Source organism: Gammaproteobacteria bacterium, from assembly GCA_011375345.1.
Lineage (GTDB): Bacteria > Pseudomonadota > Gammaproteobacteria > DRLM01 > DRLM01 > DRLM01.
This window is the reverse complement of record DRLM01000135.1, coordinates 16,542-39,839: the sequence shown is the minus strand read 5'-3', so window position 1 is coordinate 39,839 and position 23,298 is coordinate 16,542. Positions and strand designations below refer to the sequence as shown.

Annotated in this window: 14 protein-coding genes; 4 read left to right on the top strand and 10 right to left on the bottom strand. The window is 62.3% G+C overall.

Annotated features, from left to right (window positions below):
* Positions 1–576: 576 nt before the first annotated feature.
* Positions 577–1,590, bottom strand: coding sequence for a tRNA (adenosine(37)-N6)-threonylcarbamoyltransferase complex transferase subunit TsaD (gene tsaD / locus ENJ19_10330; protein ID HHM06122.1), 1,014 nt, complete (start codon positions 1,588–1,590; stop codon positions 577–579).
* Positions 1,591–2,024: 434 nt separating this feature from the next.
* Between tsaD and ENJ19_10325 the strand changes: the two genes are divergently transcribed.
* Both ENJ19_10325 and ENJ19_10320 read left to right on the top strand, forming a co-directional pair.
* Complete coding sequence (locus ENJ19_10325) at positions 2,025–3,383, top strand: ATP-binding cassette domain-containing protein (GenBank protein HHM06121.1); 1,359 nt, start codon at positions 2,025–2,027, stop codon at positions 3,381–3,383.
* Between the two features lie 187 nt (positions 3,384–3,570).
* Complete coding sequence (locus ENJ19_10320) at positions 3,571–4,332, top strand: ABC transporter permease (protein ID HHM06120.1); 762 nt, start codon at positions 3,571–3,573, stop codon at positions 4,330–4,332.
* A gap of 22 nt (positions 4,333–4,354) precedes the next feature.
* On the opposite strand, the gene ENJ19_10315 is transcribed toward ENJ19_10320, so the two are convergent.
* The 9 genes from ENJ19_10315 to ENJ19_10275 all read right to left on the bottom strand — a co-directional run bounded on the left by ENJ19_10315 (position 4,355) and on the right by ENJ19_10275 (position 19,014).
* Positions 4,355–7,333, bottom strand: a complete 2,979-nt coding sequence (locus ENJ19_10315; protein ID HHM06119.1) for a tetratricopeptide repeat protein — start codon at positions 7,331–7,333, stop codon at positions 4,355–4,357.
* Between the two features lie 684 nt (positions 7,334–8,017).
* Positions 8,018–10,618, bottom strand: a complete 2,601-nt coding sequence (locus tag ENJ19_10310) for a hypothetical protein (GenBank protein HHM06118.1) — start codon at positions 10,616–10,618, stop codon at positions 8,018–8,020.
* Positions 10,619–10,669: 51 nt separating this feature from the next.
* The gene (locus tag ENJ19_10305) at positions 10,670–12,163 is read right to left on the bottom strand and encodes a hypothetical protein (GenBank protein ID HHM06117.1); all 1,494 of its coding nucleotides are present in this window, start codon (positions 12,161–12,163) and stop codon (positions 10,670–10,672) included.
* Positions 12,160–12,600 carry a hypothetical protein gene (locus ENJ19_10300; protein HHM06116.1) on the bottom strand — a complete coding sequence of 147 codons (441 nt, stop codon included), beginning with the start codon at positions 12,598–12,600 and terminating at the stop codon, positions 12,160–12,162. The genes ENJ19_10305 and ENJ19_10300 overlap by 4 nt, the downstream gene beginning before the upstream one ends.
* A 144-nt stretch (positions 12,601–12,744) precedes the next feature.
* Positions 12,745–13,584 (bottom strand): outer membrane lipoprotein-sorting protein, encoded by an 840-nt coding sequence (locus ENJ19_10295; GenBank protein ID HHM06115.1) that lies wholly within the window; start codon positions 13,582–13,584, stop codon positions 12,745–12,747.
* A gap of 12 nt (positions 13,585–13,596) precedes the next feature.
* Positions 13,597–14,607, bottom strand: a complete 1,011-nt coding sequence (locus ENJ19_10290) for a methyltransferase domain-containing protein (protein ID HHM06114.1) — start codon at positions 14,605–14,607, stop codon at positions 13,597–13,599.
* Between the two features lie 271 nt (positions 14,608–14,878).
* Positions 14,879–15,856, bottom strand: coding sequence for a hypothetical protein (locus ENJ19_10285; GenBank protein HHM06113.1), 978 nt, complete (start codon positions 15,854–15,856; stop codon positions 14,879–14,881).
* 670 nt (positions 15,857–16,526) lie between these two features.
* Positions 16,527–17,375 (bottom strand): PEP-CTERM sorting domain-containing protein, encoded by an 849-nt coding sequence (locus ENJ19_10280; protein HHM06112.1) that lies wholly within the window; start codon positions 17,373–17,375, stop codon positions 16,527–16,529.
* 415 nt (positions 17,376–17,790) lie between these two features.
* A complete protein-coding gene (locus ENJ19_10275; protein HHM06111.1) occupies positions 17,791–19,014 on the bottom strand; it encodes a PilT/PilU family type 4a pilus ATPase in 1,224 nt (407 codons plus the stop codon).
* An 85-nt stretch (positions 19,015–19,099) separates the two neighbouring features.
* On the opposite strand from ENJ19_10275, the gene glnE reads away from it, so the two are divergent.
* Both glnE and ENJ19_10265 read left to right on the top strand, forming a co-directional pair.
* Positions 19,100–22,015 (top strand): bifunctional [glutamate--ammonia ligase]-adenylyl-L-tyrosine phosphorylase/[glutamate--ammonia-ligase] adenylyltransferase, encoded by a 2,916-nt coding sequence (glnE, locus tag ENJ19_10270; protein HHM06110.1) that lies wholly within the window; start codon positions 19,100–19,102, stop codon positions 22,013–22,015.
* A gap of 296 nt (positions 22,016–22,311) precedes the next feature.
* The gene (locus ENJ19_10265) at positions 22,312–23,235 is read left to right on the top strand and encodes a branched-chain amino acid transaminase (GenBank protein ID HHM06109.1); all 924 of its coding nucleotides are present in this window, start codon (positions 22,312–22,314) and stop codon (positions 23,233–23,235) included.
* Positions 23,236–23,298 lie beyond the last annotated feature (63 nt).

Genomic DNA, 23,298 nt, shown 5'->3' with positions numbered 1-23,298 from the left:
TGCACCAGCGTGGCCGGCCCGTCATGCTTTGCCCGGGTACTTCAGTTGTGCATGATGCACGGCGGGCCAGTTGGCGAAATCGTCGTCATAGGGTTTGGCATATGGCGAGTATGGCCAGATACTTTTGGAAATATTACTGGTATTCGTATCATCGGCTTGCTGATTTGTAGTAGTTCAGAGCAGATCTGACACGCAGCAGTTGAAAAAGAGAGGGTTACCGCTTTTGACCGGAGTGCGACACCAACCCATAAAAACACGGCAGGAGGTAAGCTTCATGCCGCATAGTAGTGAACGCGTCATCAAGCACAAGCCTGGCCTGTTGAATTTGGCCGGGGGACCGGGCAATGTTCCTCGGGCCTGCAAGGTCATGGGCCTGTCAGGGGACATGTTCCACCGTTGCCAAAAGCCGTCAAGAAAGGTGGTGTCGAGGCTCTGCTGCCGGCGCCCGCACCCTAAAAAACCGGTAGCACCAGCGGTCGAAGAGGCCGTGGTGTGACAGTATGCCTTTGATTTTCCGGCCCACGGCCAGGACGGTCAGTTTGCTGTCAAAGGGGGCGGTGTGGGCGGTGGTGCTGGTCAGGGGTTGTGCCTTGGGGGCGTGAGTTCCTGCAGCGACCAGCGTGGTGAGGTGTCGAAAGCCAGGGGCTGATGTTGGCCGGCTTGCAGGCGTTGGCAGCCAGCATAGGCGATCATTGCGCCGTTGTCCGTGCAAAATTCCAGCCGGGGATAAAAGAGTCGGGCGTCCAGCTTGTTCAAGCGTTCGCGCAGGCGCCGGTTGGCGCTCACCCCGCCGGCGACTACCAGGCGCGTCAGGCCGGTGTGTTCCAGCGCGCGGCGGCATTTGATGGCCAGGGTGTCGGCCACGGCCAGTTCAAACGCGCAGGCGATATCGGCGCGGGTCTGCTCGTCGTCCGGTTGGTTTCGCAGGGTGTTGAGGGCGTAGGTTTTGAGCCCGCTGAAGGAGAAGTCCAGCCCCGGCCGGTTGACCATGGGGCGGGGGAAGTCAAAGCGCGCGGGGTTGCCCTGCTGCGCCAGGCGCGCCAGGGCGGGGCCGCCGGGGTAGCCGAGGCCCAGCAGTTTGGCGGTTTTGTCGAAGGCTTCGCCGGCGGCGTCGTCCACGGTGTCGCCGAGCATGCGGTAGCGGCCGATGCCGTCCACGCGTATCAGTTGGGTGTGGCCGCCGGAGACCAGCAGGGCAACGAAAGGAAAGGCGGGCGGTGCGGTTTCCAGCATGGGGGCGAGCAAATGACCTTCCATGTGGTGTACCGCTACGGCGGGGACGTCCAGTGCCCAGGCCAGACTGCGGCCGATGGCCGCACCCACCAGCAGGGCGCCGATGAGGCCGGGGCCGGCAGTGTAGGCCACGCCGTCTATGTCGCTGCGTTGCAGGTCTGCTTTGGCCAGCACTTGTTGCAGCAGGGGCAGGGCGCGGCGCACGTGGTCGCGGGAGGCCAGCTCGGGGACGACGCCGCCGTAGTCCTGGTGCACCTCCACTTGGCTGTGCAGGGCGTGGGCCAGCAGGCCGCGCTCACTGTCATAGAGGGCAAGGCCGGTTTCGTCGCAGGAGGTTTCCAGGCCGAGGACGATCATGGTTTTGAGGTTCTCTAGTTGAGGGGTGTTGCAAACCCGGCCATCAAACAGGTCGCGTCCTGAGCTGTTTGATGACCACCCGCGAAATCCGCCCGCCATTTTGCGACATGGCGGGTGTCTCGCAGGCTCCTGTTGGCTGGCGCCAATGGCGGCACCTCCCGGTGCTGCGGGATTGGACAATTCTACTCGCTGGGTAAATCACCCGCCGGACACAGACAGCGGTCAGTGATTTCGGTGAATGCTGGGCCGCCTTGTTTTGGTCTGCGTGCCTTCTTTGTGGTGAAATTCCCTCGCCCGGTGTTTCTCAGCGCGGTTCAAAACCCTATACTTAGGCCCTCATGTTCAGGGAGGAGCGGCCAGGGGGGGAGCGCCGGCGCGCGTCAGCATCATCTCTCAGTCATTCCGCATCTATATTACTTCTTCTCTCAGGCACAATGAACACAATGATACAAGTCAAAGGCTTAACGAAGGTGTTTCCGGGAGGCCCCAAGGCCGTGGACGGCCTGGATCTGCAGGTGGACGAAGGGGAAATTCTCGGTTTGCTGGGTCCCAATGGCGCCGGCAAGACCACGACCATCCGCGTGTTGTCCACTTTGAGCGGCTTCGACGAAGGGGAGGTGATCGTCGCCGGTCACAATGTGGACGTGGCGCCCGAGAAGGTGCGCAAGGCCATCGGCGTGGTGGCGCAGAACACGGGCATTGATTACTTCCTCACCGGGCGCGAGAACCTGCAGTTGCAGGGACAGCTCTACCGCATGCCCAAGGCGGACATCGCCGCGCGCATTGAGGAGCTGGCCGGTTACTTTGAGCTGGGCGACAGTCTGGATCGCGACGTGGCGGGTTATTCCGGCGGCATGCGGCGCAAGCTGGACATTGCCACCGCGCTGATCCACCGTCCCAAACTGGTGTTCCTCGACGAACCCACTCTGGGGCTGGACATCAAAAGCCGCAAAATCTTATGGCGCTATATCGAAAAGCTCAACCGGGAAATGGGGCTGACCATTTTGCTCACCACCCATTATCTGGAAGAGGCCGACAAGCTGGCTCACCGGGTGGCCATCATCAGCGCCGGCAAAATCCGTGCCCTGGGCACGCCCGATGAACTGAAGGGCGCCATCGCCGGCGACGCGGTGAGCATTACCTTCGAGGAACAGGGTGGTGCGGCGCAAAGCTTGGCGGCGGCGCTGCAGCGGTCCGATTTCATCAAAGACGCCCTGTGGGAGGGCAACAAGCTGCATCTTTACGTGGCCGACGGTGCGGAAAGTGTGCCGCGCATTACTGCCATGGCCGCGGAGCAGGGGGCGCGGATTATGACCCTGTCTCTGTCACGGCCGTCGCTGGACGATGTGTTTCTGAAATACACCGGCAGCAGCATCGATGACAGTGCCGAAGACAGCGGTGAACAGTGGTGGCAGCAATGGGCCGGCAAAGGTGGCGGAGGGAAATGGGCCAAGCAGTGGCAGCAGGAGGAAGGCGAAGCCGGTGCCGCCGGGGGCGGGGAGGCTGAGCCGCCATCCTGGCCCAAAGACCGCGGTGGGTGGTCCGGTGGCGGCGAGCAGGACAACAGCGCGGCCTCGCCTGAGGCCCGTGGTGACGCCGCGCCTCAGCAGGAGGACTGGCAGAACAGGTCCCGGGATCAGGGTGGCGACAAAGACGACAAAGACAAAGAAAGCGGCGAGAGCGGTGGCACGGCCGGATCCGGCGAACAATCCGGCGGCTGGGGCGGCTGGTCCGCCGAAGACGCCGAACGCTGGCGCGCCGGGCAGGGTGGTGCCGACAAGGACAAGCATTGAGTGAAGGGCTTTTCAGCTCGCGGTAGTCATTTCAAGTCCCCTCCCTCTTGAGGAGGGGGCGGTGCCTCCATACACCGCCCGGCTTGCCCCCTCCCTGGCCCTTTCCCTGGAAGGGGGAGGGAAGGTGTTGTTCCGAATCATTTTTCACAGGCTGTGACCTGAAGAGAACGTTTAGAGGACGAAAAGCATGTTTGCCGATACCTGGCATCTTTTTAACAAATACATGAAGATCACCGTCCGCATGCCCATGTGGACCTTGTTTACCCTGGTGCAGCCGCTGATCTGGTTGATCATCTTCGGGCAGTTGTTCAAAAACATGGTGCAGCTTCCCGGCTGGCCCGCGGGCAGCTACATGGATTTCTTTGTCCCGGGGGTGTTGATTATGACGGTGTTGTTTGGTTCGTCCTGGAGCGGGGTGAGCCTGCTCAGGGAAATTCAATCGGGCACGGTGGACAAGATGCTGGTCTCGCCGGTCTCCCGCGTGGCCATCGTGCTCAGTCGGGTGCTGCATTCCACCGCGCAGGTGCTGGCACAAGTGGCGGTGATGTTGCTGGTGGCGGCGCTTGTGGGTGCGAAGCTTAACTGGAATCCCGTCTATCTGCTGCTGGCCATGGCTGTGGTGCTGTTGCTGGGGCTGTGTTTCGCCGCCATTTCAAACGGCTTTGCCATCATGCTGCAGCGGGAAGAGCCCTTGGTGATGATCGGCAATCTCATGACCCTGCCTTTGATGTTTTTCTCCACCGCCCTGGTGCCCAAAGAATTCATGCCCGCCTGGATCCAGTACGTGGCCACCATCAATCCCATCAACTACGCCGTGGAAGCGGTGCGGGCGGTGCTGGTGGGCACCCCGGATGTGGGCGCCTTCGCCACCCCGTTTCTGGTGTTGCTGGTGGTGACGGCAGTGGCCGTGTTTTGGGCCGTGAGTGCCTTCAACGCCCTGCGGGATTGAGCCGGCCTTTCCTGGCGGGGCATCAAAATCCCAGCGAAAATCCCAGGGTGAGTCCGTGACGCTGGTAGTCGCCCAGAGAGGGGCTGGTGCCCAGCACGGCGTTGACGTTGGCGTCGGCAATGCTGAGGCGGAACTCCGTGGGCAGGTTGGATTCATTGAGCTGATAGCGGTAGGCGCCGAACAGGCGCAGTTTGTCGTTTACGAAATAGTTCGCGTTGAGGGACAGGGCGTGGAACTGGTTGGTGCGGCGGCGGGAGAAAAAGGTCACCCGGTCCGGGTTTTTATAGCGGCTGTAGGTGTAGTTGTACGAGCCGCTGACGATCCAGCCCGGTCCCATGCGCCGGCTGGCCTGAATAAACACCCCGTGGCCGCGGAAGGCGAAATCGCTGCCCGATGGGTTTTTGTTCTGGTTGTCAGTGTAGTTGTATCCCAGGGTCCATTCCGTGGCCGGGCTCAGGGCCTGGTTGAAGGACAGGCCCAGCGATGTGGCATTGGCGTCGAAGGCCGGGGAGGAGGGGGAGACAAAACGCTGCCGCCGGAGGCTGAAGCGCCACTGGCTGCCGGCGGATTCCCGCTCAGCCTCGCCGGCGAGGAAGGGCAGCACGGCGGGCATCTGGAAACGGTGTGAGACCTCGGCGCTGGCGCTGGTGGTGGTGCTGACCAGGCGTTCGTTGAGCAGTCCGCTCAACTCTGAGCGGGCGAAGTCCAGGTAAAAATCGTGGTCTTTCCAGCGGGCGCGGACAAAGGGCGTGCCGGTGGTGCGCACATAATCGAACTGTCCTGAGTGAAACACAGAATAAACCATGCTGCCCCGCAAGCCGGTAGTGACGGGCCGTCCCGGCAGCTTGTACTGGTAGGTGGCGTTGGCGCTTAAGTCTGTGCGGATCTCTTCCTTGGGGTCGTTCTGGCTCAAATTGCTGTTGTTGTCGAAATCCGCCGAATAACCCATGCTGTAGTCGAAACCGCCAATGCGTTTTTGCAGGTTCTCCGCCCGCCTGTGGGCTTCGTCCCCCGCGGGGCCGGCAACGCGGGCCGCCCGGCGGTATTCCAGCATGGCGTCTTCTTCCCGGCCCATTTGTTCATACAGCATGCCCAGGTTCAAATGGGCGCCGGGATGATTGGGGGCGGCAATGAGCACCTGTTTGTATGCCAGCTCCGCTTCTTCGAGTTTCCCTTGGGCGGCGTAGCTGAGCGCCAGATAAAAGTGACCGATGAAATCCTCAGGGTAGGTGGCGGTGTAGTCCAGCAGCGCGGCTTGCGCGTCTTCGTACTTCTTTTCTGTGAAATCATACTGGGCCCGGGCCAGGTGGGCGCGCTGTTCGGCCAGGGGCCGCAGCGCGTCGTTTTCGTCCAGGCGCTCCAGCAGTTGTTCGTAGATGCCGGCCGCTTCCCCATAGCGGCCCTGGTCGTATTTCAGCGAGCCCAGGGCCAGGTAGGCCTCGTGGTCGTCCGGATCGAGGCGGATGATGTTTTCGAAGGCCTCCACGGCCTGGTCTTTGAGATCCAGGTTGAGATAGACCGGGACCAGTCCCCGCCAGGCGTCCAGCTTGTCGGGTTCCAGGGCCAGGGCGCCTTCGTAGAAGGTGCGCCGTTCTTCCAGCACCTGGCGGCGGATTTTCCGGCCCGCGGTCGTGGCATAGAGGGTGGACAGGAGGCGGGAGGCTTGTTCTGCCTGGGGGCTGCCGCTAGCCCGCAGGGTCACTTCCTCCAGTTCCCGCGCGGCGTCCCCGGGACGCTTGAGTTCCAGATAGAGGGCCCCCAGGCGCAGACGGGCGTCGAAGTCGTCGGGAAAGTCCTTCAGCAGATCGAGCAAGACCGCTTCAGCTTCTTCGAAGCGCCCCTGGCCGCGCAGGGCGGCCGCCAGGTGGAAGCGCGCCGCGGGATTGCCGGGATCAAGTGCCAGGGCCTGGTTCAGCAGGTGTTCGGCGTCCTGCCAGCGCTCTTCCGCCAACACCAGTTGGGCCTGGATCAAGGCCAGCTTGAGCTTGATTTGCCGCGTGGGGGGGGAATCGCGCGGGAATTTTGGCAAGGCTTTGTGGTAGGCGTCTTCCGCTTTACGCAGCTCACCCAGCTGCTCGTATACATCGCCCAGGTAGCGCTGCACATTAGGGTGGTCGGGGGTGATCGTCGCGGCTTTTTCCAGCACATCGCGGGCCTCGTCGTAGCGCTGGAGCAAAATCAGCGTCAGGCCGGCATCGGTAAGAATCTCCGCGTCGTCGGGATAGCTTTTCAGCAGGTCGGCAAACACCTCCCGGGCCCGTTCCAGCTTGCCTTCCTCCCCCAGTTGCTTGCCCGTGAGCAGGCGGCTGCGGCGCTCGGAGATTTTGGCCTCGGGGCTTGCGGGGGCCAGGGCAATGACTTTGCGGTAGGCGGCGATGGCGCCCTCGATCTGCCGGGTGCGCTCCAGGGCCTGGGCCAGCACGAACTGGAGCTGATAATTGTCCGGTGCGGCCCGGGCGCTGCGGGCGATGTATTCGGTACCTTTTTTCTGCTGGCCCAGGCGCATGAAGATGGACCCCAGGTGATAGTTGGCTTCGGCGTTGTCCGGATCGAGGCGCAGCGCCGCCTCGAAAGCTTCCCGGGCGCTTTGGAAATCCCCCACTGACAGCGCCTGGCGCCCCCCCTGAATGAGCTGGTCCAGGGTAAATTCGGCGGCCCCGGTCGGGCCGGTGGCGAGGAGGGCGGCCAGGAGCAGGGCGATGGTGAGGAAGCGGGCGGGGAGCATGCGCCGGGGGCCGCCTAGTAATGGATGGAGACTTTGGCCAGCGCTTTCCAGCCGCTGAAGTCCAGGCGCAGGGTTTTGTAACTGTCGTCCGGCAGCTTGTATTGCATGTCGAATCGGCCCTCCGGCGGGTTCTCCGGTTTCAGGGGGGATTTGAGGGCGACGTTGTCGGAGTCCCGGAAGTCCACGTTGACGCTGCCGTCCCGCAACACCACTTCGTTGAGCCCGTAGGCGTAGTTGGCCTCCAGGCTCAGCGACAGCCAGTTGGTGACGAACCATTCGCCCCCCAGCCCCGTTTGCAACAACAAGGCGCCAGTGGCCTGGGACTGGATGATGATGGATTTGCGCACCCCCTTGGGCCGGCCCTCAAGAAAGAAAAAGGAAAAGTCCTCCCGCTGGTCGATGTCGAACATGTCGTGCAGGCTGAGACGCAAGTAAACATGCCGGTCGCGGCGCTGCTGGAGGTCATAGCGCCAGCCGAAGAACAATTCGGTGAACGACACCTTGTGTTTGCGGGTGGCCTCGGTTTCAACAAAAAAACCCTGCATGGGAAAAGGCCGGCGGATCAGGGTCTGGGAGCTGGCCTCCCAGGTCGAGCCCCCGATCAGGAGCGTGTGGCGGTCATCGAAGCGCCACTGAAATTCCAGTGCCGCCGTGGTGCCGGCGGGCAGGGGATCCAGGGGGATGGGATAGGTGAAGGGCTCGGTAGGGCTGGGGATGCCGGAGTCGCTGACGTTTACACTGCTTTGGTCGATGAGTTCGGCGTCCCCCGAAATGGTGGCAAGGAACTCGCCCTGGTTGAGGTCGGACAAGGACGGCTGGTACAGGCCCAGCACCGGTGCCACGGACCAGTCCCGCTTGGGCGCGTCGGCGGCCAGCGGTCCGGCGCCGAACAAGGCCGCCAGTCCGAGCAGGGAAGCGAGAACGGGGGCGCCCGGCCGGCCAGGATCAGGAGATGGCGCGCTAAGTCGCACTTACCGCGACCTCGGTCATGGCGCGCCGGCGGTGATATTGAAACAGCACGGGCAGGGTCAGCAGCGCGATCACGCAGCTGAGCACCATGTAGGCCACGACGAAATAGCCCAGCTTGACGTGGGGCGGGAACTGCGACAGCCACAGCACGGCGAAGCCGATGGTGACCACGGCGGCGTTGAACACGATGGTCTTGCCGACACTGCGCAAGGTGGCCTGGGTGGCGGCCAGGTCGTCCAGCCCGCGCCGTTTTTCGGCGCGGTAGCGGAAAATGTAGTGCACCGCGTAGTCCACCCCCACGCCGATGGCCACCCCCGCCGCCAGGGCGGTGGACACGTCCAGGGCGATGCCGGCCAGGCCCGCAAAGCCGGCGATCAACAGTGTGGTCAGGGTGACCGGCACGATGGTGAACAGGGCGATTTTGGCAGAGCGGAACAGCAGCAGCGCCAGCAGGAAGATGCCCACCTTGGACAGCACGATGGCCAGAGTCTGGCTGTCGATGAGCAAATCCGCCCACACATAGGAGTTATTGGCCGAGCCGGCCAGATTCACGTCCACGTCGAAGTCTGCGAAATTGTGCTGGGAGAAGTCCCGCGTGGCGTCGATGATACGCTTGAGATCCTGGGTGTGGTCGGTTTTGATGGAAAAAGTGACCAGGGCGCGGCGGTAGTCGTAGTCGATCATCTCGTCCAACTGATCGGGCCGGCCCGAGACCGAGAGCAGGAACAGTATTTCGGCGATTTCCCCTTTGCTCTCGGGCAGCACGCTGTAGGCCGGGTCGTCCGCGTGCAGGCTGCGGTTGAGGCTTTTGATGTAATCCACGATGGAGCGGGAATTGCCCACATAGGGCAGGTCTGCGATGTTTTCCTGCATGGCGGCGATGCGCCGCAGCAGGGCCGGCGATTTGAAGGTGTCCGGCCGCTGGCCCTCGATTACCACGTTGAGAAAGATGGTGCCGTCGAAGCGTTCGTTGAGAAGAGTGTTGGCCTTGACCAGATCGCTGTCCGGCCGGAAGTCGTTCATCCAGCTGGAATCCACATAGAGTTTGCTGCTGCCCAGCGCCCCCAGCAGCACCAGGGCGGCCAGGCCCGTTGTGGCGAGGGTGCGGCGCTGGTGCAGCGCCGCGGCAGCCGCCACCAGAAAGCGGCTCAGCCGGTTTTGTTCGGAATACACGCGCAGGGCGCGGCGCTTGGCCAGGTAGCCGCCCACTTTGGGGCGGAGCAGGCCCAGCACGGCGGGCAGGAAGGTAACCGACAACAGCCAGCTCACGGCGATGCCCACGACGGTGAACACGCCAAATACCACGAAGGGCGGCATTTCGGCGAAATACAAGGACATGAACCCCGCCGCGGTGGTGAGCGAGGTGGTGACCAGCGGCGCACCCAGGCGGCCCATGACGTCCTGTACCAGTTCCGGCGCCGGCCGCCCGGGTTCGTGCAGGACGTGGTCGTAGTAATGGCTCATGAGGTGCACGGCGTCGCCTATGCCCACCGCCACCAGAATCACCGGCAGCATGGTGGAGATGGTATAGAGAGGCACGTTCAGGACCGCCATGGCGCCGAAGGTCCAGATGATGGCGGCGCCCATGACGAACAGGGGCAGCAGCACGCCGCGCCAGGTGCGAAACAGCGCAAACAGGGTGGCCGCGATGGCCAACACCAGCAGGGGGATCATGACCTGCATGTCCGCCATGGCGTGCTGGCCGGCGGTGACCTCGATGACCGGGCGTCCCGCCAGATAGAAGCGGTCGCCGTTGTCGTCGCCGGCAGCGGCCGCCTGCCCCTGCCACCAGGACTGGCGGTCGGCTTCTGACCACTGCCCTGACGCTGCCGCATCCGGGGCGGGGGCGGCCGGGGTGGCCGCCGCGGTAGCAGCCTCATCAAGAGTGAAGACCTCGCCCGTCCACCCTTCCGGCGCTGCGAGATCAGCCGCGGCCGTGGTCGTGCTTTCGTCCGGCCATTGTTGCTGCGCCCAGTCGCCGCCGCCCCCGGACCAGGCCGGGGTGACGCCCCTTTCCTTGTCCAGCAAGGTTTTGATCTGCCAGTAGGTCATGTAGCGGTTGGCCTGACCTTCTTTGAGCTTGGCCCGGATCATGGCGGCCGAGCCGTCTGCCGAGACCAGATTGCCAACAAACAGCTCCGGGTGGTCGTAAATCCGCTGCTTCAGTTGTTGTATGGCCTCGTCGCCTTGCGGCACACGGGGCATCAGGGGCTGGGCCACCAGCTCGTCGTCGGTGCCGACGAAGACCGTGGCGGTGGACAGGGAGGCGATGTCGATGGGGCGCTGGGCCACCACGCCGGGCAGAGCGGCGATTTGCCGGGTGATGCGGTCGATGCGCGCCAGGGTCTCAGGATTGAAAATGCTTTTCTCGTCATTGACGATACCGATGATGACGGCGTCTTTCACCCCGAACCACTCGTCCACCCGTTCGTCGTACAAAATGGCCTTGTGCCCCTTGGGCAGGTAGACCCGGGCATCGGTCTCCCAGCGCAAGTGAGGCAGTTGCAGCGCGAAGTAGAGAGTGATGGCCAGCACGGCGATGATGATGGTCTTGGGATGGCGGCTGACGGTGGCGTAAAGTTTGTTCAGCATGACGGTGATCTGCTTGTTCGGGTCAGGGTAAGCGGTGCTCGTGCCGGCGTGTCAGAAGGCGTATTTGAATTCCATGAACACCCGGTCGTTGTCGTGAAATTCACCGAAAAACTGCGCCCGTTGCTCGATGACTTCCACACCGCCCACCGCGCTGGCGTTGCTGCCCACGCCGAAGGAGGCTTTTCTGCCATAGAATAGGTCCAGGCCCGCGGTGAGGCTGAAACGGTCGGTGACGCGGAAGGTCCATTGCGGGTTCATGTACAGCTCTTCCATGTTGACCAGGTACATTGCCAGGAACTGAAACACAATGGATTTCTCCGGCATGTCCTTGCGGATGAACAGATTGACACCGGTATCGTATTTGTCCTGAATCATGGCGTCGTGGTAATTCAGGATGATCCATTGGGTGATACTGGGAGAAATATCGGCACCCAGCCAGTTGAAGTCCACCCCCAGGCCCCAGCGGATGTGGTTGCGCTTGAATTCACCGTTGGAGTCCAAAAAGCCGTCGCCGTTTTCATCCAGGTTGTCGATGGCGAAATACTTGCCCGTGACAAAGGCCAGCTCGCCTTTGAGAATAATGTTCCACAGCTGCTTGATGAAGGTGGCGCCGTACATGGAAATACGGGTGTAGGTGGGCAGGAATTCCGGCGGCGCCGCAGAGTTGAGCTGCACGTGCCGGAAGATGACGGGGTAATCGTCCCAGGTGTAGAAATAGCTGAAAGACAGCTCTGTGTCCCATAAGTTGGTGCTGACTTTATAGCCGATTTCGGAATTTTTCGGGTCGAAGCGATCAGGGTAGCGGGTGCCCGGCACTTCCTGCAGGAACTCCCATTCCGAGCCCCGTGGCGCCGGTTTGTGAAAGCGGACGTCGGGAATCCAGATCAGCTCATAGCTGGCCTTGTCCCGGTACCAGTCGGCCTTGAGGCTCCACAGCGGAATGCGGTAGTCCAGCAGCTCCGGCATCACCAGCTCGCGGAAATCCAGCGGGTTGACTTCGTCCACGATGCGCACCCCTTCCAGTACGCCCCAGACGATGAACTGCTTGCCCAAGCGGACGTCGACATCGCCCCCGAACCAGTCCAGATAGAGTTCGCGGGCCTCTGCCACCGGCGAGTCTTTTTCCTGCGGCAGGTTGACCACGAAGGCCAGCGGCTCGCCTTCCTCCCGCTCCAGCCGGGCGGCGATGGTTTCATAATCGAACAGGTCGTAGGCCAGATCATAGTAGGCCCAGCCGGCAAAATTGAAGCGCAGCCTGGGGCTGTAGGGGTAGGTGGCGTTGAGATAGACGACGTTGCGAATCTTGGTGATGGAACGGGGTTCCCGGTAGCGGTAGGCCGTTTCGTTCTTCAGGTATCCTGAGGTGCGGATATCCTTCCACCACGGTGGGTCTGCCGGCGGCGTGGTCTGTTCCGCTTCATCGCCAAACAGAAAGGCCGGTTCCCCCACAGCGTCAGCGTCCTGACCGTGGGCGAACCGGCTGGCGAAAATCAACAACAACGCAGCGATGACGAGACGCTGAAGCGCCCGGTCAGGCGGCGTCAAAAACGCTCCTTGCATTGATTACACAACACCACGTGCTGTTCACCCGGCAAGGCCACGCCCAAGGTGGCCTTGCTGCCCACCGCTTGTTGCACGCCGCAGGCGGAGCAAGGGATGGGTCTGTTCAGGGTGATGGTTTCCCAGCCGAGCACCGAAGGAAAGCGGGCTTGTCTTTCGGTGCTCGGCGCCGTTTGGGACGTTGACGGGGAACCGCTTTGCTGCCGGCCCGGGGCGATACCGAAAGCGTCTTCGAGGACATTTCGAATCAATATGGAGACCGGGATTCCCTGCTCTTTGGCCCGGGCGATGACACGGTCTTTCAACTCGCGCGGCACCCGGGCGCCCAAGTATTCTTCTTTGCGTTTCATGGCCATGTTCAGGGCCTGTTCGCGACGCATGGCAGCGTCCCGCATGCGGCTGTTTTTATGTGATTTTTGCATGCTGTGTTACCTCACTGTCTGAGCAAACGGCGATGGCCGCCGGGAAAGTGTGCGACGTATGTTATACGTTGTATAACATCAGGTCAACACGGCCTTCCGGCGGCCCAGGCCATCTAGGACGGTGAGTCGTGCCGGGGCGTTTCTTCAGCGGCTTTCCGCCCTGCGGGCGCCCAGACGCAGGGCTCTTTCCGTGAACACTTCCTCGTCCAGATCTACGTTGATTTCCACATCGCTCACTTGAAACACCGAAGAATGCCCGGTTTGAACGTTGCGCACCAGGACTTCATCCCACACCCAGGCTTTGCCTACACGCTGCCACTTGATGAATTGTTGTTTCAGCGGCTCGCCCCGTTTGTCGTAATAGTCCACCTGGCGTTTGTGGCAGCTGTCCCAGGACGCGCCGTTGCGGGTAAACCAAGTGATCACCCGGCTGTACAGGGCTTTGTCAGGATTGGTGGGCACGGTCTCCACCCCGAACACCTCCATGTCTCCTTTCTCCATCCGCCGCAGCAACTTGTGCCGGCCGGGGTTGATGGGGTTGTCGCTGATATCGGCATAGGTCAGGTCCGAGCCCAGGAAGCTGTCACCCGGGTCGCGTACCGACACCCGGCGGATTTTTTTCAACACGGGCAGATAGATCCATTGATCCGCGTTTTTGTCCGTCTGGTCAGTGTAGGCCCAGCGCATGAAGGCGGCACCGCGGGCGTCCGGCGGGAATTCGGTGAACAACACCATTTTGTCGAACACCCCGTCCTTGCCCTTGTAGCCCTTCCAGAAGCGGCGGTAGACGTTTTTTTTCTCGTTGTTGTCCTTGTCGCGCAAGATGATGCTGAGGCGCGAGCGCTGGTCCTCTCCCGGATACTTGACGTTGCAGTGTTCGTAGACTTCTGCTCCCGTCGGCTCGGCCGCGGCGTGGCTTGCGGCCGGTGCCAGGCTCCACACCATGGCCATGCCGAGAACAAATCCCTTATTTAATAGCTTCATAGAATCAACCGCTTATGCTTTTATGCCTTGAATCAGCGTGAACGGGCTGGGGTCGGGCAGAGGGCGAAAGCTGAGATCGGTAAAACCGATGTCGGCGGCCCAGTCCGCCACTTCCCTGGCCGAATAGGCGCGCCCGGCCGGAGTGTGAATCAACTGATTGAGGCCGATCAGTGCTGGCAGCAGTGGGCCCGATTTTTCGGTGTTCAAAAACTGCTCCTGGATCAAAATCACCCCGCCGGGCACCATGGCGTCGAAGGATTTTTGGATGATGTTTTTGATCACCCCGGGACCTTCCTGACTGATCATGGAAGACAGCAGCACCACGTCGTAACCCTCACCGAACGTATCTTCCAGATAATTGCCTTCCTTGGTGGAGACCACGTCCTCGGCGCTGAAATCCCGGATGATGTCGCGGGTGACCCGCAGGGTCTGGGGCAGGTCCATGACCTCGGCCCGCAAGCCGGGGTTTTTCTGCGCCATCTTGATGGAGAAAATGCCGGGGCCGCCACCGACATCCAGCATTTTCTTTTTGTTGCTGAGGGGTACTTCATCCGCCAGCAGCTCGGCTTGGGGAATGCCACGGTACAGCATGCCCATAATGTATGTGCGGGTGGCCTCGTCGCCTTTGTCGTGCTGTTTCACCACCACGGGTGCGCCGGTTTTCACAGCGTCCCCCAGTTTGGACCAGGGCTCCACCCAGTCGGCAAACATGGACACGATGCCGCCCTGATAGCGGGGCCCGCCTTTCACCAAAAACGTCTCCGCCACCGGACTGTTGGCGTAGCGGCCGTCTTTTTTCTCCAGCAGCCCCAAGCCCACGCAGCCGATCAAGATCATCTCCAGCCCCCGGGCGTCCGCCTGGCACTGAGCGGCCAGTTCTTCCGCCGTGGCCGGTTTTTCAGCCAATTTCGAGAACACATCCAGGCTGTGTGCCACATGCAGTACGCTGGATTCCCAATAGGCGGAGGCAATGCGCATTACCGCCATGGGATCGGGACCATTCCATTGTTGTTCGCTCGTCACTGGGTTCACCCTTGTTGTGCAGTCAAAATAAACATTCTAACAAAGAGCGGGGTTTTAACGCTCCCCGGTTTCACCGTTCACAGCGAATGTGTTTGCCTTGGGCAAGCGGTGTTTCGTTCCTGGCATCCTTGCAGTGATGCGGGGGCAGCCTGGCGCCTGTGGACGTTATCGTCCAGTGCGGCATTTTGTTTTGTCTGGCTGGGATGAGGAATTCTGGACAAAAAGAGAGGGGACACGTGCCCCCTCTCTCCGGCAGCGGCAAGGCCGCGCTTTAAAAGGTAGGTTTGGTACCGAAGGGATCGGTCAGCCACGCATAGGGCGCCGGCGTACCGGGGGCCTCAAAAGGTCCGGTTCCGCCCCCGATTTCAAAGTAGCTGATGGTGCGGTTGGCATCCGCTACGTTGGTGTAGGCTTGAAAACCGTATTTTTGCCCGGCGGAAGCCATGTCCTGGCCAATCCAGACCACTTTGATCTCCTGCCCCGCGGTCCAGCTCAGGTCGTTGCTGGGGGCGGCCCCATCGCTGGAGGTGGCACCGGTCGGCAACAGGTCCACGGGATCGTTTGCGGTCGAGGCGGCATCCCGGGTGGTGGTTTGCTTGTTGCCCTTGACCTGAACCAGCACGAACTCCTGCAAGTCGGTGGTTGTTGTGCTTTCCGGTGTCAGATCAACGCCTTGATCAATACTCATCCAGCGGCCCAGGACAGTGTCACCCGAACCTTCCTGTTGCAGGATAAAGTCGTTGGTGAAACCGGTGGTCGCCTGGGTCAGCGACTGGGTGATTTCCATCTGGGCTTCCTTGCCGGCCAGGGTTGAGGCCCAGCCCGTGTCCAGCACCAGGGAGGTGGCGAAATCCGTGGCCACGCTGGTGATGGGGTCAATCGTGGTGTCCTGGATGGATTGCCGGCTGGAGATGCCCGTCACGCCCGTGCGCACGAAGTTTTCATCGGAAAACGGCCGGGTAGTGGCCGTGCCGGCGTCAAAGGTCGCATCCTGATTGGTGACGATGGTTTGGAAATAGATGATCCCGCTGGCATTTTCCTTGAGCTGCCGTTGCAAAAAGCCCTTGCCCAGGATGGGGCTGCCGCAGGTGTAACCGGTGGGGCAAGTCGTTGCCTTCAGCGCGATATCACCGTTGCTCACAGTCCAGTCGTTGAAGGTAAACCCCGAAGGCGGCCCTGCAACGGCAGCACCGGCACAGATCAGGGCAGCCGACCCCATGGATAACAATAGATAGTTCGCCCTACGCATTGACGCGCCTCCTTATATTTCTTCAAGAGTTCGGATTAAAGTCGGCCGCTGATCACAGCCTTATGCGGAGGTGCCACCCTTCCCGCCTCCCCTTCTGACGAGGGGTTTTTGGGCTCCTGCCCGAATTCTCCCAGCTTGAAATTCTTAATCTGACTACTAGGGCGTTCTTTATAACACGGTGTTTTGGCCCATACAAGTCCGGAATGAGGGATGATTTTCTTGCCGGAGGATATCCGGTCGCGTCAAGGGGTGGGCGGCCCGCATTCACCCTTGACGGACTTCAATTCAAGGTAGGGAGGCGGGGGCCGGGTCCTGCCATTTTTCTCCTGCCTCCTGCGCGCGGCGTCCATGGCAAGAGCAGTTCGAATGGAATTGGCCGGGGCCCTGATAGCCAGGTCACCTCGCGTGGAGATGGGCAGGGGAATAATATCTATCCTGATAGTGAGGGTCGCGATCTGAGCGCTACCACGTTTTTCGTGCTGGGGTAGGTTGAAGGATATCAGCCAAGTGGTTTTCGCTGCGCCCGGGCCAGCCAGGCCGTTCGGTGCAAGCAGTTGGCAAATGGCAAGAACTGACCCCGTTGCGCTTTTCGGCCCCGGCAAAAAAACGCCCGCTGCAGCGCGGGCGCGTTCACGGGCGCATGGCAGGCGGAGGCCGGTTTGACGGCCTGTCACCTCTTCTTCGGGTTTTGCCTCCTGCGCTGGCCGCCAAGCAGGGCGAGGCCGGCACCAAGCAGCGCAATGCTGGCAGGCTCTGGTACCGTACTGCCGATGGGGGCAAACTTGTTCTCGAGTTGCCAGGAAAGTACATCGTGGTTGGCATGGGAGGCGCCGGTGGCCGAGGTGAAGCCCACAAAGGCGTCCGTAGAGCCCAGGACAGAGGCCAGGTCCACCGAATAGGAGACCAGGGCATTGAGCGGGCGGGTGGCGGAACGGGTCAGTCGCGCTTCCAGCAACTGGGTGACGCTGTTGTAATCGACCCAGGCGTTCCAGATATCGCCATCATTCATGTCGGCCTCGGTCACTTCGGCGAGCACGACGGAGTCGATATCGCCATTGAGATCGATGCCGATGTGGTTGCTGCTGAAATCGTCGACCGAACCGTTTTCCCAGGTGTCAAATTCGATGCCCAGGCTGTTCGCGATCCCTTGGTACCCGATGTCTCCTCCCCCGCCACCAACATTGTTGGATTGGGTCTGCACGACAAACACCAGACCATCCGCTCCGCAATCGCCTGTACTGTCACAGACGTCGATATCCGGGTCTGTGAACTGGAACTGGAAGTAGGTGCTGAAGGAGGTTCCGGCGCTCAGCGAAACCGTGTTGGTGGAGAACGCACTGCCGGCCTTGCCGTCGATGGCCGGCGTTACCCGCAGCACGTTCCCCACCTGGGCGGCATCGCCGTTCAGCGTCAGACCGCTTGTGTCCGAAAAATCACTGTAGTTGATGACGGGCACCGCAAAACTGGTGGCGCTGGAGAACGCCAGCACGAGGCCCGACAAGATCATCATCCGTTTCATGCTTGTCGCTCCTGTTTGTTATCTTTACGATCCTGAATCTTGAAACAATTCTAAAACTGAATCTAGAATCTGATTTCTGAGGGGTCGAATGGTGTGAATCAGATTCCCCCCCCTCATTCGTGCAAGAATCGCAAATTTCATGCCGGCATAGACGACTATCCCGGTAACTTATTGAGTTGCAGGTTTAGTTAGAGGCTACGACCATTGCCTCCGGCATGCCCCTCGATAATGGTGTAAAGAATTCTGACAATTTCCATGGCACTGCGTCCCGGGGGGGGCAAAAAGGTAGGGGCGGCAGAAAGACCGCCCTGCCCCGTTGCCGGAGCCATCCCGGCAGCGTCAAGCGCTGGGCCGGGTCTTGCTTTTGTCCCTGCCGGCCGGTTCGTGGTGGATTTTTTCCGTCGGCTCAGGCGCTCTACCGCGCAAACCCCGATTTGTCATCCATATCCACCAGGCTCAGTCCGCTGCTGCTCACCGGGGTCTGCGCTTGGGGTTGTGGGCGGGGTGCGGGCGGGGGCGGCGGCGGTGCGGCGCTGGGCTCGGCTTCCGGTTCCGGTGGCATGTCGATGAGGCTGCTGCCTTTTTCTTCCAGGCTGATTCGAAGGCGCAGGTTGTTTTGGGAGTCGGCGTTGCGCAGGGCTTCTTCGATGGTGATGCGGCCTTGCTGGTAGAGCTTGTAGAGGGCCGCATCGAAGGTTTGCATGCCGATGTTTTCCGATTTGTTCATCACTTCTTTGATTTTGTGCACCTCGCCTTTCAGGATGAGATCGCACACCAAAGGGGTGCCCAACAACACTTCCACGGCCACGGCCCGTTTGTTGTCCACGGTGGGGATGAGCCGCTGGGAGACGATGCCGCGCACGTTGAGCGACAAATCCATCAGCAACTGCCGGCGTTTGTCTTCGGGGAAGAAGTTGATGATCCGGTCCAGCGCCTGGTTGGCGTTGTTGGCGTGCAGGGTGGACAGGCACAAATGGCCGGTTTCGGCGAAGGCGATGGCGTGTTCCATGGTTTCGCGGGCGCGGATCTCGCCGATGAGGATCACGTCCGGCGCCTGCCGCAGGGTGTTTTTCAGGGCCTCTTCGTAGCTGACGGTGTCCACCCCCACTTCCCGTTGGTTGACAATGGATTTTTTGTGCTTGTGAATGAATTCGATGGGGTCTTCGATGGTGATGATGTGCCCCGCCGAACGTTTGTTGCGAAAGTCCATCAGGGAAGCGAGGGAGGTGGATTTGCCCGATCCCGTTCCTCCCACGAACAGCACCAGCCCCCGCTTTTGCATCACCAGCTTGGTCAGGATCGGGGGCAGTCCCAGGTGCTTCCAGTCGGGGATTTCGGTTTTGATGGAGCGGATAACCAGGCCCACCTGCCCCCGCTGCTGAAAAATATTCACCCGAAAACGGCCCACGCCGGATTCGGAGATGGCCAGGTTCATCTCCGGGTTTTTCTCGAACTCCCTCTTTTGTTGTGCATCCATAATGCCTTCGGCGATTTCGCGCACCCGCTCGGGGCGCAGTTTTTCTTCTTCCAGCGGCACCATCATGCCGTGGATGCGGGCGATGGGGGGGGCGCCGGTGGTGAGGTAGAGATCGGAGGCCTCTTTGACATTCATGATGCGCAGGTAGTCGTGAAAGTCCATGGCTCGCTCACGGGGTTGATGAGGTGAAGTTCTATTTCGGCGTATCGGCGGGCGGGGAAGGGGCTTGAGCCGTGTATCATGAAGCATTTGGGGCGAAGACGTGGACATCAGCGCTGAACTGAATGCATTGCCGGCGCCGCTCGGTCAGGCCGCCCGGGGCCACTGGGAACATTATCTGGCCACCGGCGAGCCCGCCGCCGCCCTGGCCGACGGCGGCTGGCGGGGCGAGCTGGTGCGGGTGTGGGCCTGCAGCGATTTCGTGGCCCGGGCATGCTGCCAGGACGGGGCGTTGCTGAACAGTTTGCTGGACAGTGGTGATCTCAGCCGTACGTATGGGGCGGGCGAATACCGGCGCGCCCTTGGCGCTGAGCTTGCCGCGGTGGCCGGTGAGGCGGCCTTGAGCCGTGTTCTGCGGCGCTTCCGGCGGCGGGAGATGGTCCGCATCGCCTGGCGTGATCTGGCCGGCCGGGCCCCCCTGGAGGAGACGCTGGGGGATGTGTCCGCCCTGGCCGCCGCCTGTGTTGATCTTGCCCTCCGGCACCTGGACACGGCCCTCGCCGCCCAGTGGGGCGAGCCCCGCGGCCGCAGTGGCGCGCGCCAGCGGATGGTGGTGGTGGGCATGGGCAAGCTGGGGGCGGGGGAGCTGAATTTTTCCTCCGACATTGACCTCATCTTCGCCTATCCTGAACCGGGCCAGACCCAGGGCGGCGCCGTGGCGCGCAGCAACCAGGACTATTTCACCGAGCTGGGCCGGCGCCTGATCCGGGTGCTGGATGCCCGTACCGCTGACGGCTTCGTGTTCCGGGTGGATATGCGCCTGCGGCCCTTTGGCGACGCCGGTCCGTTGGTGGCCCACTTCGACGCCCTGGAGGCCTACTACCAGACCCATGGCCGCGAATGGGAACGCTACGCCTGGATCAAGGCCGCCCCCGTGGCGGGGGACGCTGCGGCCGGCGCCCGCCTCATGGCTCTGCTTAAGCCCTTTGTTTACCGCCGTTATCTGGACTACAGCGCCTTTGAGTCCCTGCGGGAAATGAAAGCCCTGCTCCAGTCCCAGGTGCGGCGCAAGGGTCTGGAGGACAACATCAAGCTGGGGGCCGGCGGCATCCGCGAAATCGAGTTCATCGCTCAGGCCTTTCAGCTCATCCGCGGCGGGCGGGATGCCCGCTTGCGCCAGCGTGCGCTGCTGCGGGTGCTGGAGGAACTGGCGGCGGGGGGGCATTTGCCCGGTTACGTCTGCCGCCAGCTCAAGGAGGCCTACGTGTTTTTGCGCCTTGCGGAGAACCGCTTGCAGGAATACGCCGATGAGCAGACCCACGCCCTGCCCACCGGGGCCACCGCCCGCCTGCGCCTGGCCCACGCCATGGGCTTTGCCCACTGGGACGCGTTTGCCGCCGTATTGGCCGGGCATCGCCGGCGGGTGCAGGAGCATTTCGAGCAAGTATTCAGCGCCCCCCAACGGGAAGACGGGGGGGCGCGGGAGGCCGGGGGTTGGGCGGCGCTGTGGGGGGCTGAATCGGCGCCGGCAGAACTGGCTGCCCACCTGCGCCGCCAGGGATTCGAAGACGCCGACGAGGTGGCGCGCCGCCTGCTCCGGTTCAAACATTCCGCCGTCTGCCGCGCCCTCAGCGCCCGTGGCCGCGACCGCCTGGATCAGCTCATGCCCCTGCTTTTGGGGGCGGTGGCGGCGGCGCCCCGGCCCGGCGCCACCTTGAACCGCCTGCTGGATTTGCTGGCGGCCATTGTTCGCCGCAGTACCTACATCGCCCTGCTGGCGGAAAACCCCACCGCCCTGTCCCAGTTGGTCCGGCTGTGCGCTGCCAGCCCCTGGATCAGCCGCCACCTGGCCCGCCATCCCATTCTGCTGGACGAGTTGCTCGATGCCCGCACTCTCTACGCGCCCCGCAGCCGGGAGGCCCTGGGAGAAGAATTGCAGCGCCTGCTGGCCGGTTTGGCGCCGGAGGATCTGGAGGGGCGCATGGACGCCTTGCGCCAGTTCAAACAAAGCAATGTCCTGCGGGTGGCCGCCGCCGACGTCATGGGCCGCTATCCGCTGATGGCGGTCAGTGACCACCTTACCTGGATCGCCGAGGCGGTGCTGGAGACCGTGGTGCGCCAGGCCCGGGCCGGCTTGGAACCGCGTCACGGCTGGCCGCTGCTGGACCGGGGCGGCGGCCCGGCGGAGGCCGGTTTCGCGGTGGTGGGCTACGGCAAGCTGGGGGGCATTGAGCTGGGTTACGGCTCCGATCTTGATCTGGTGTTTTTGTACGATGACGAGGGGCGGCCCCTGGGCAGCGGCGGTGCGCGGCCCTTGGATAATGCCATGTATTTCGCCCGCCTGGGTCAGCGCATCATTCATTGGTGCACCGCTCACACCGCCGGTGGTGTGCTGTACGAGGTGGACATGCGCCTGCGCCCCAGCGGCAGCGCCGGGTTGCTGGTCTCGGGTCTGGGCGCCTTTGCCCGGTACCAGCGGGACAGCGCCTGGACCTGGGAGCACCAGGCGCTGGTCAGGGCCCGGGTGGTGGCGGGCGATGCGGCGCTGGCGCGGCGCTTTGAAGTGGTGCGGGCGGAGGTTCTGGGCCGGCCGCGCGACCTGGCGGCGCTGCGCCGGGAGGTCTGCGACATGCGCCGGCGCATGCGGCGGGAGCTGGGCCGCGGCAGCGCTGAGCGCTTCGATCTCAAGCAGGATGCCGGCGGTATCGCCGATATCGAATTTATGGTTCAATACGGCGTCCTGGCGTGGGCCCGGGGTCACCCGCAGTTGCTGCGCTACACCGACAATATCCGTCTGCTGGACGCGTTTGCACAAGCGGGCTTGCTGGCTGCGGAGGACGCGGCGCAGTTGGGCGAGGCCTACCGCGCCTACCGCGCAAGGGTTCATCAACTCACCCTGCAGGAAGAGCCGGCCGTGGTCGCTGCCGCGGAATTCGTCAGCGAGCGCGAGGCCGTGCGCCGCATCTGGCGGTCCGTGTTCGGCGAGGACGCCGCGCACGCCTGAACATCCTGCCCGGGGTGGGCCGGGCTCGCCGCGCGGCGGGGCTGCCACTTCAGAACAGGATGTTGAAAAAGGCCCTCCCGGCCATTTGCAACGCCGGCAGCCGCTGACGCGGTTTTCGGTTTTCTCGTATTTTCAATGAGTTATTGTCATTGGAAATGACGGTGTCACCGTACACCGCACACAGCTTGCTGAACACGGAGTTTTTGACAAGCTGTTAAAGAATTGATCCGGCCTGCATCCCCGCTACAAAATGGGGGACAGGCAGTGAGTGCTGTTTTGTGACTGAGGAGAACAACGTGAAGAACATGGCGGAGCGCGACGGGGTCATCTGGCTGGACGGTGAGCTGGTGCCTTGGCGCGAGGCCAGGGTCCATGTGCTGACCCACACCCTGCACTACGGCATGGGCGTGTTTGAAGGAGTGCGTGCCTATCACACCCCGCGCGGTACGGCGATTTTCCGTCTTGCGGAGCACACCGACCGCCTGTTCCGTTCCGCCCACATCATGCGCATGGCCCTGCCCTTTGACAAAGCCACCGTCAACGCGGCCACCCGGCAGGTGGTGCGCGACAACGGCCTGGATGCCTGTTACATCCGCCCCATGTGCTTTTACGGGTCCGAGGGTATGGGGCTTCGGGCCGACAACCTCAACGTGCACGTGATGATCGCCGCCTGGTCCTGGGGTGCCTACATGGGGGAGGAAAACCTGCGTCGCGGCATCAAGGTGCGCACCTCCTCCTACACCCGCCATCATGTCAACATCAGCATGTGCAAGGCCAAGGCCAACGGCCACTACATCAACTCCATGCTGGCCTTGCAGGAAGCCTTGGAATGCGGCTGCGACGAGGCTTTGTTGCTGGACGCCGAGGGTTATGTGGCCGAGGGCAGCGGCGAGAACGTGTTCATCGTCCGCGACGGTGTGCTCTTCACCCCCGAACTCACCTCCGCCCTGGACGGCATCACCCGCGACACCCTCATCAGGCTGGCGGTGGAGCTGGGCTACACGGTGCGGGAAAAACGCATCACCCGCGACGAGGTGTACGTGGCCGACGAGGCCTTCTTCACCGGCACCGCCGCGGAGGTCACCCCCATTCGCGAGCTGGACGGGCGGCGCATCGGCACGGGGGAGCGCGGGCCCGTCACCGAGCAATTGCAGACCTTATACTTTGATCAGGTGCACGGCCGTCGCAGCGAAAATGCCGAGTGGCTGACCTTGGTGTGAGTCGCGGGGTGAGTGCCGCATTGTTGTTTGATTCAAGAATATTCTGATACTGGAGGAGAGAGG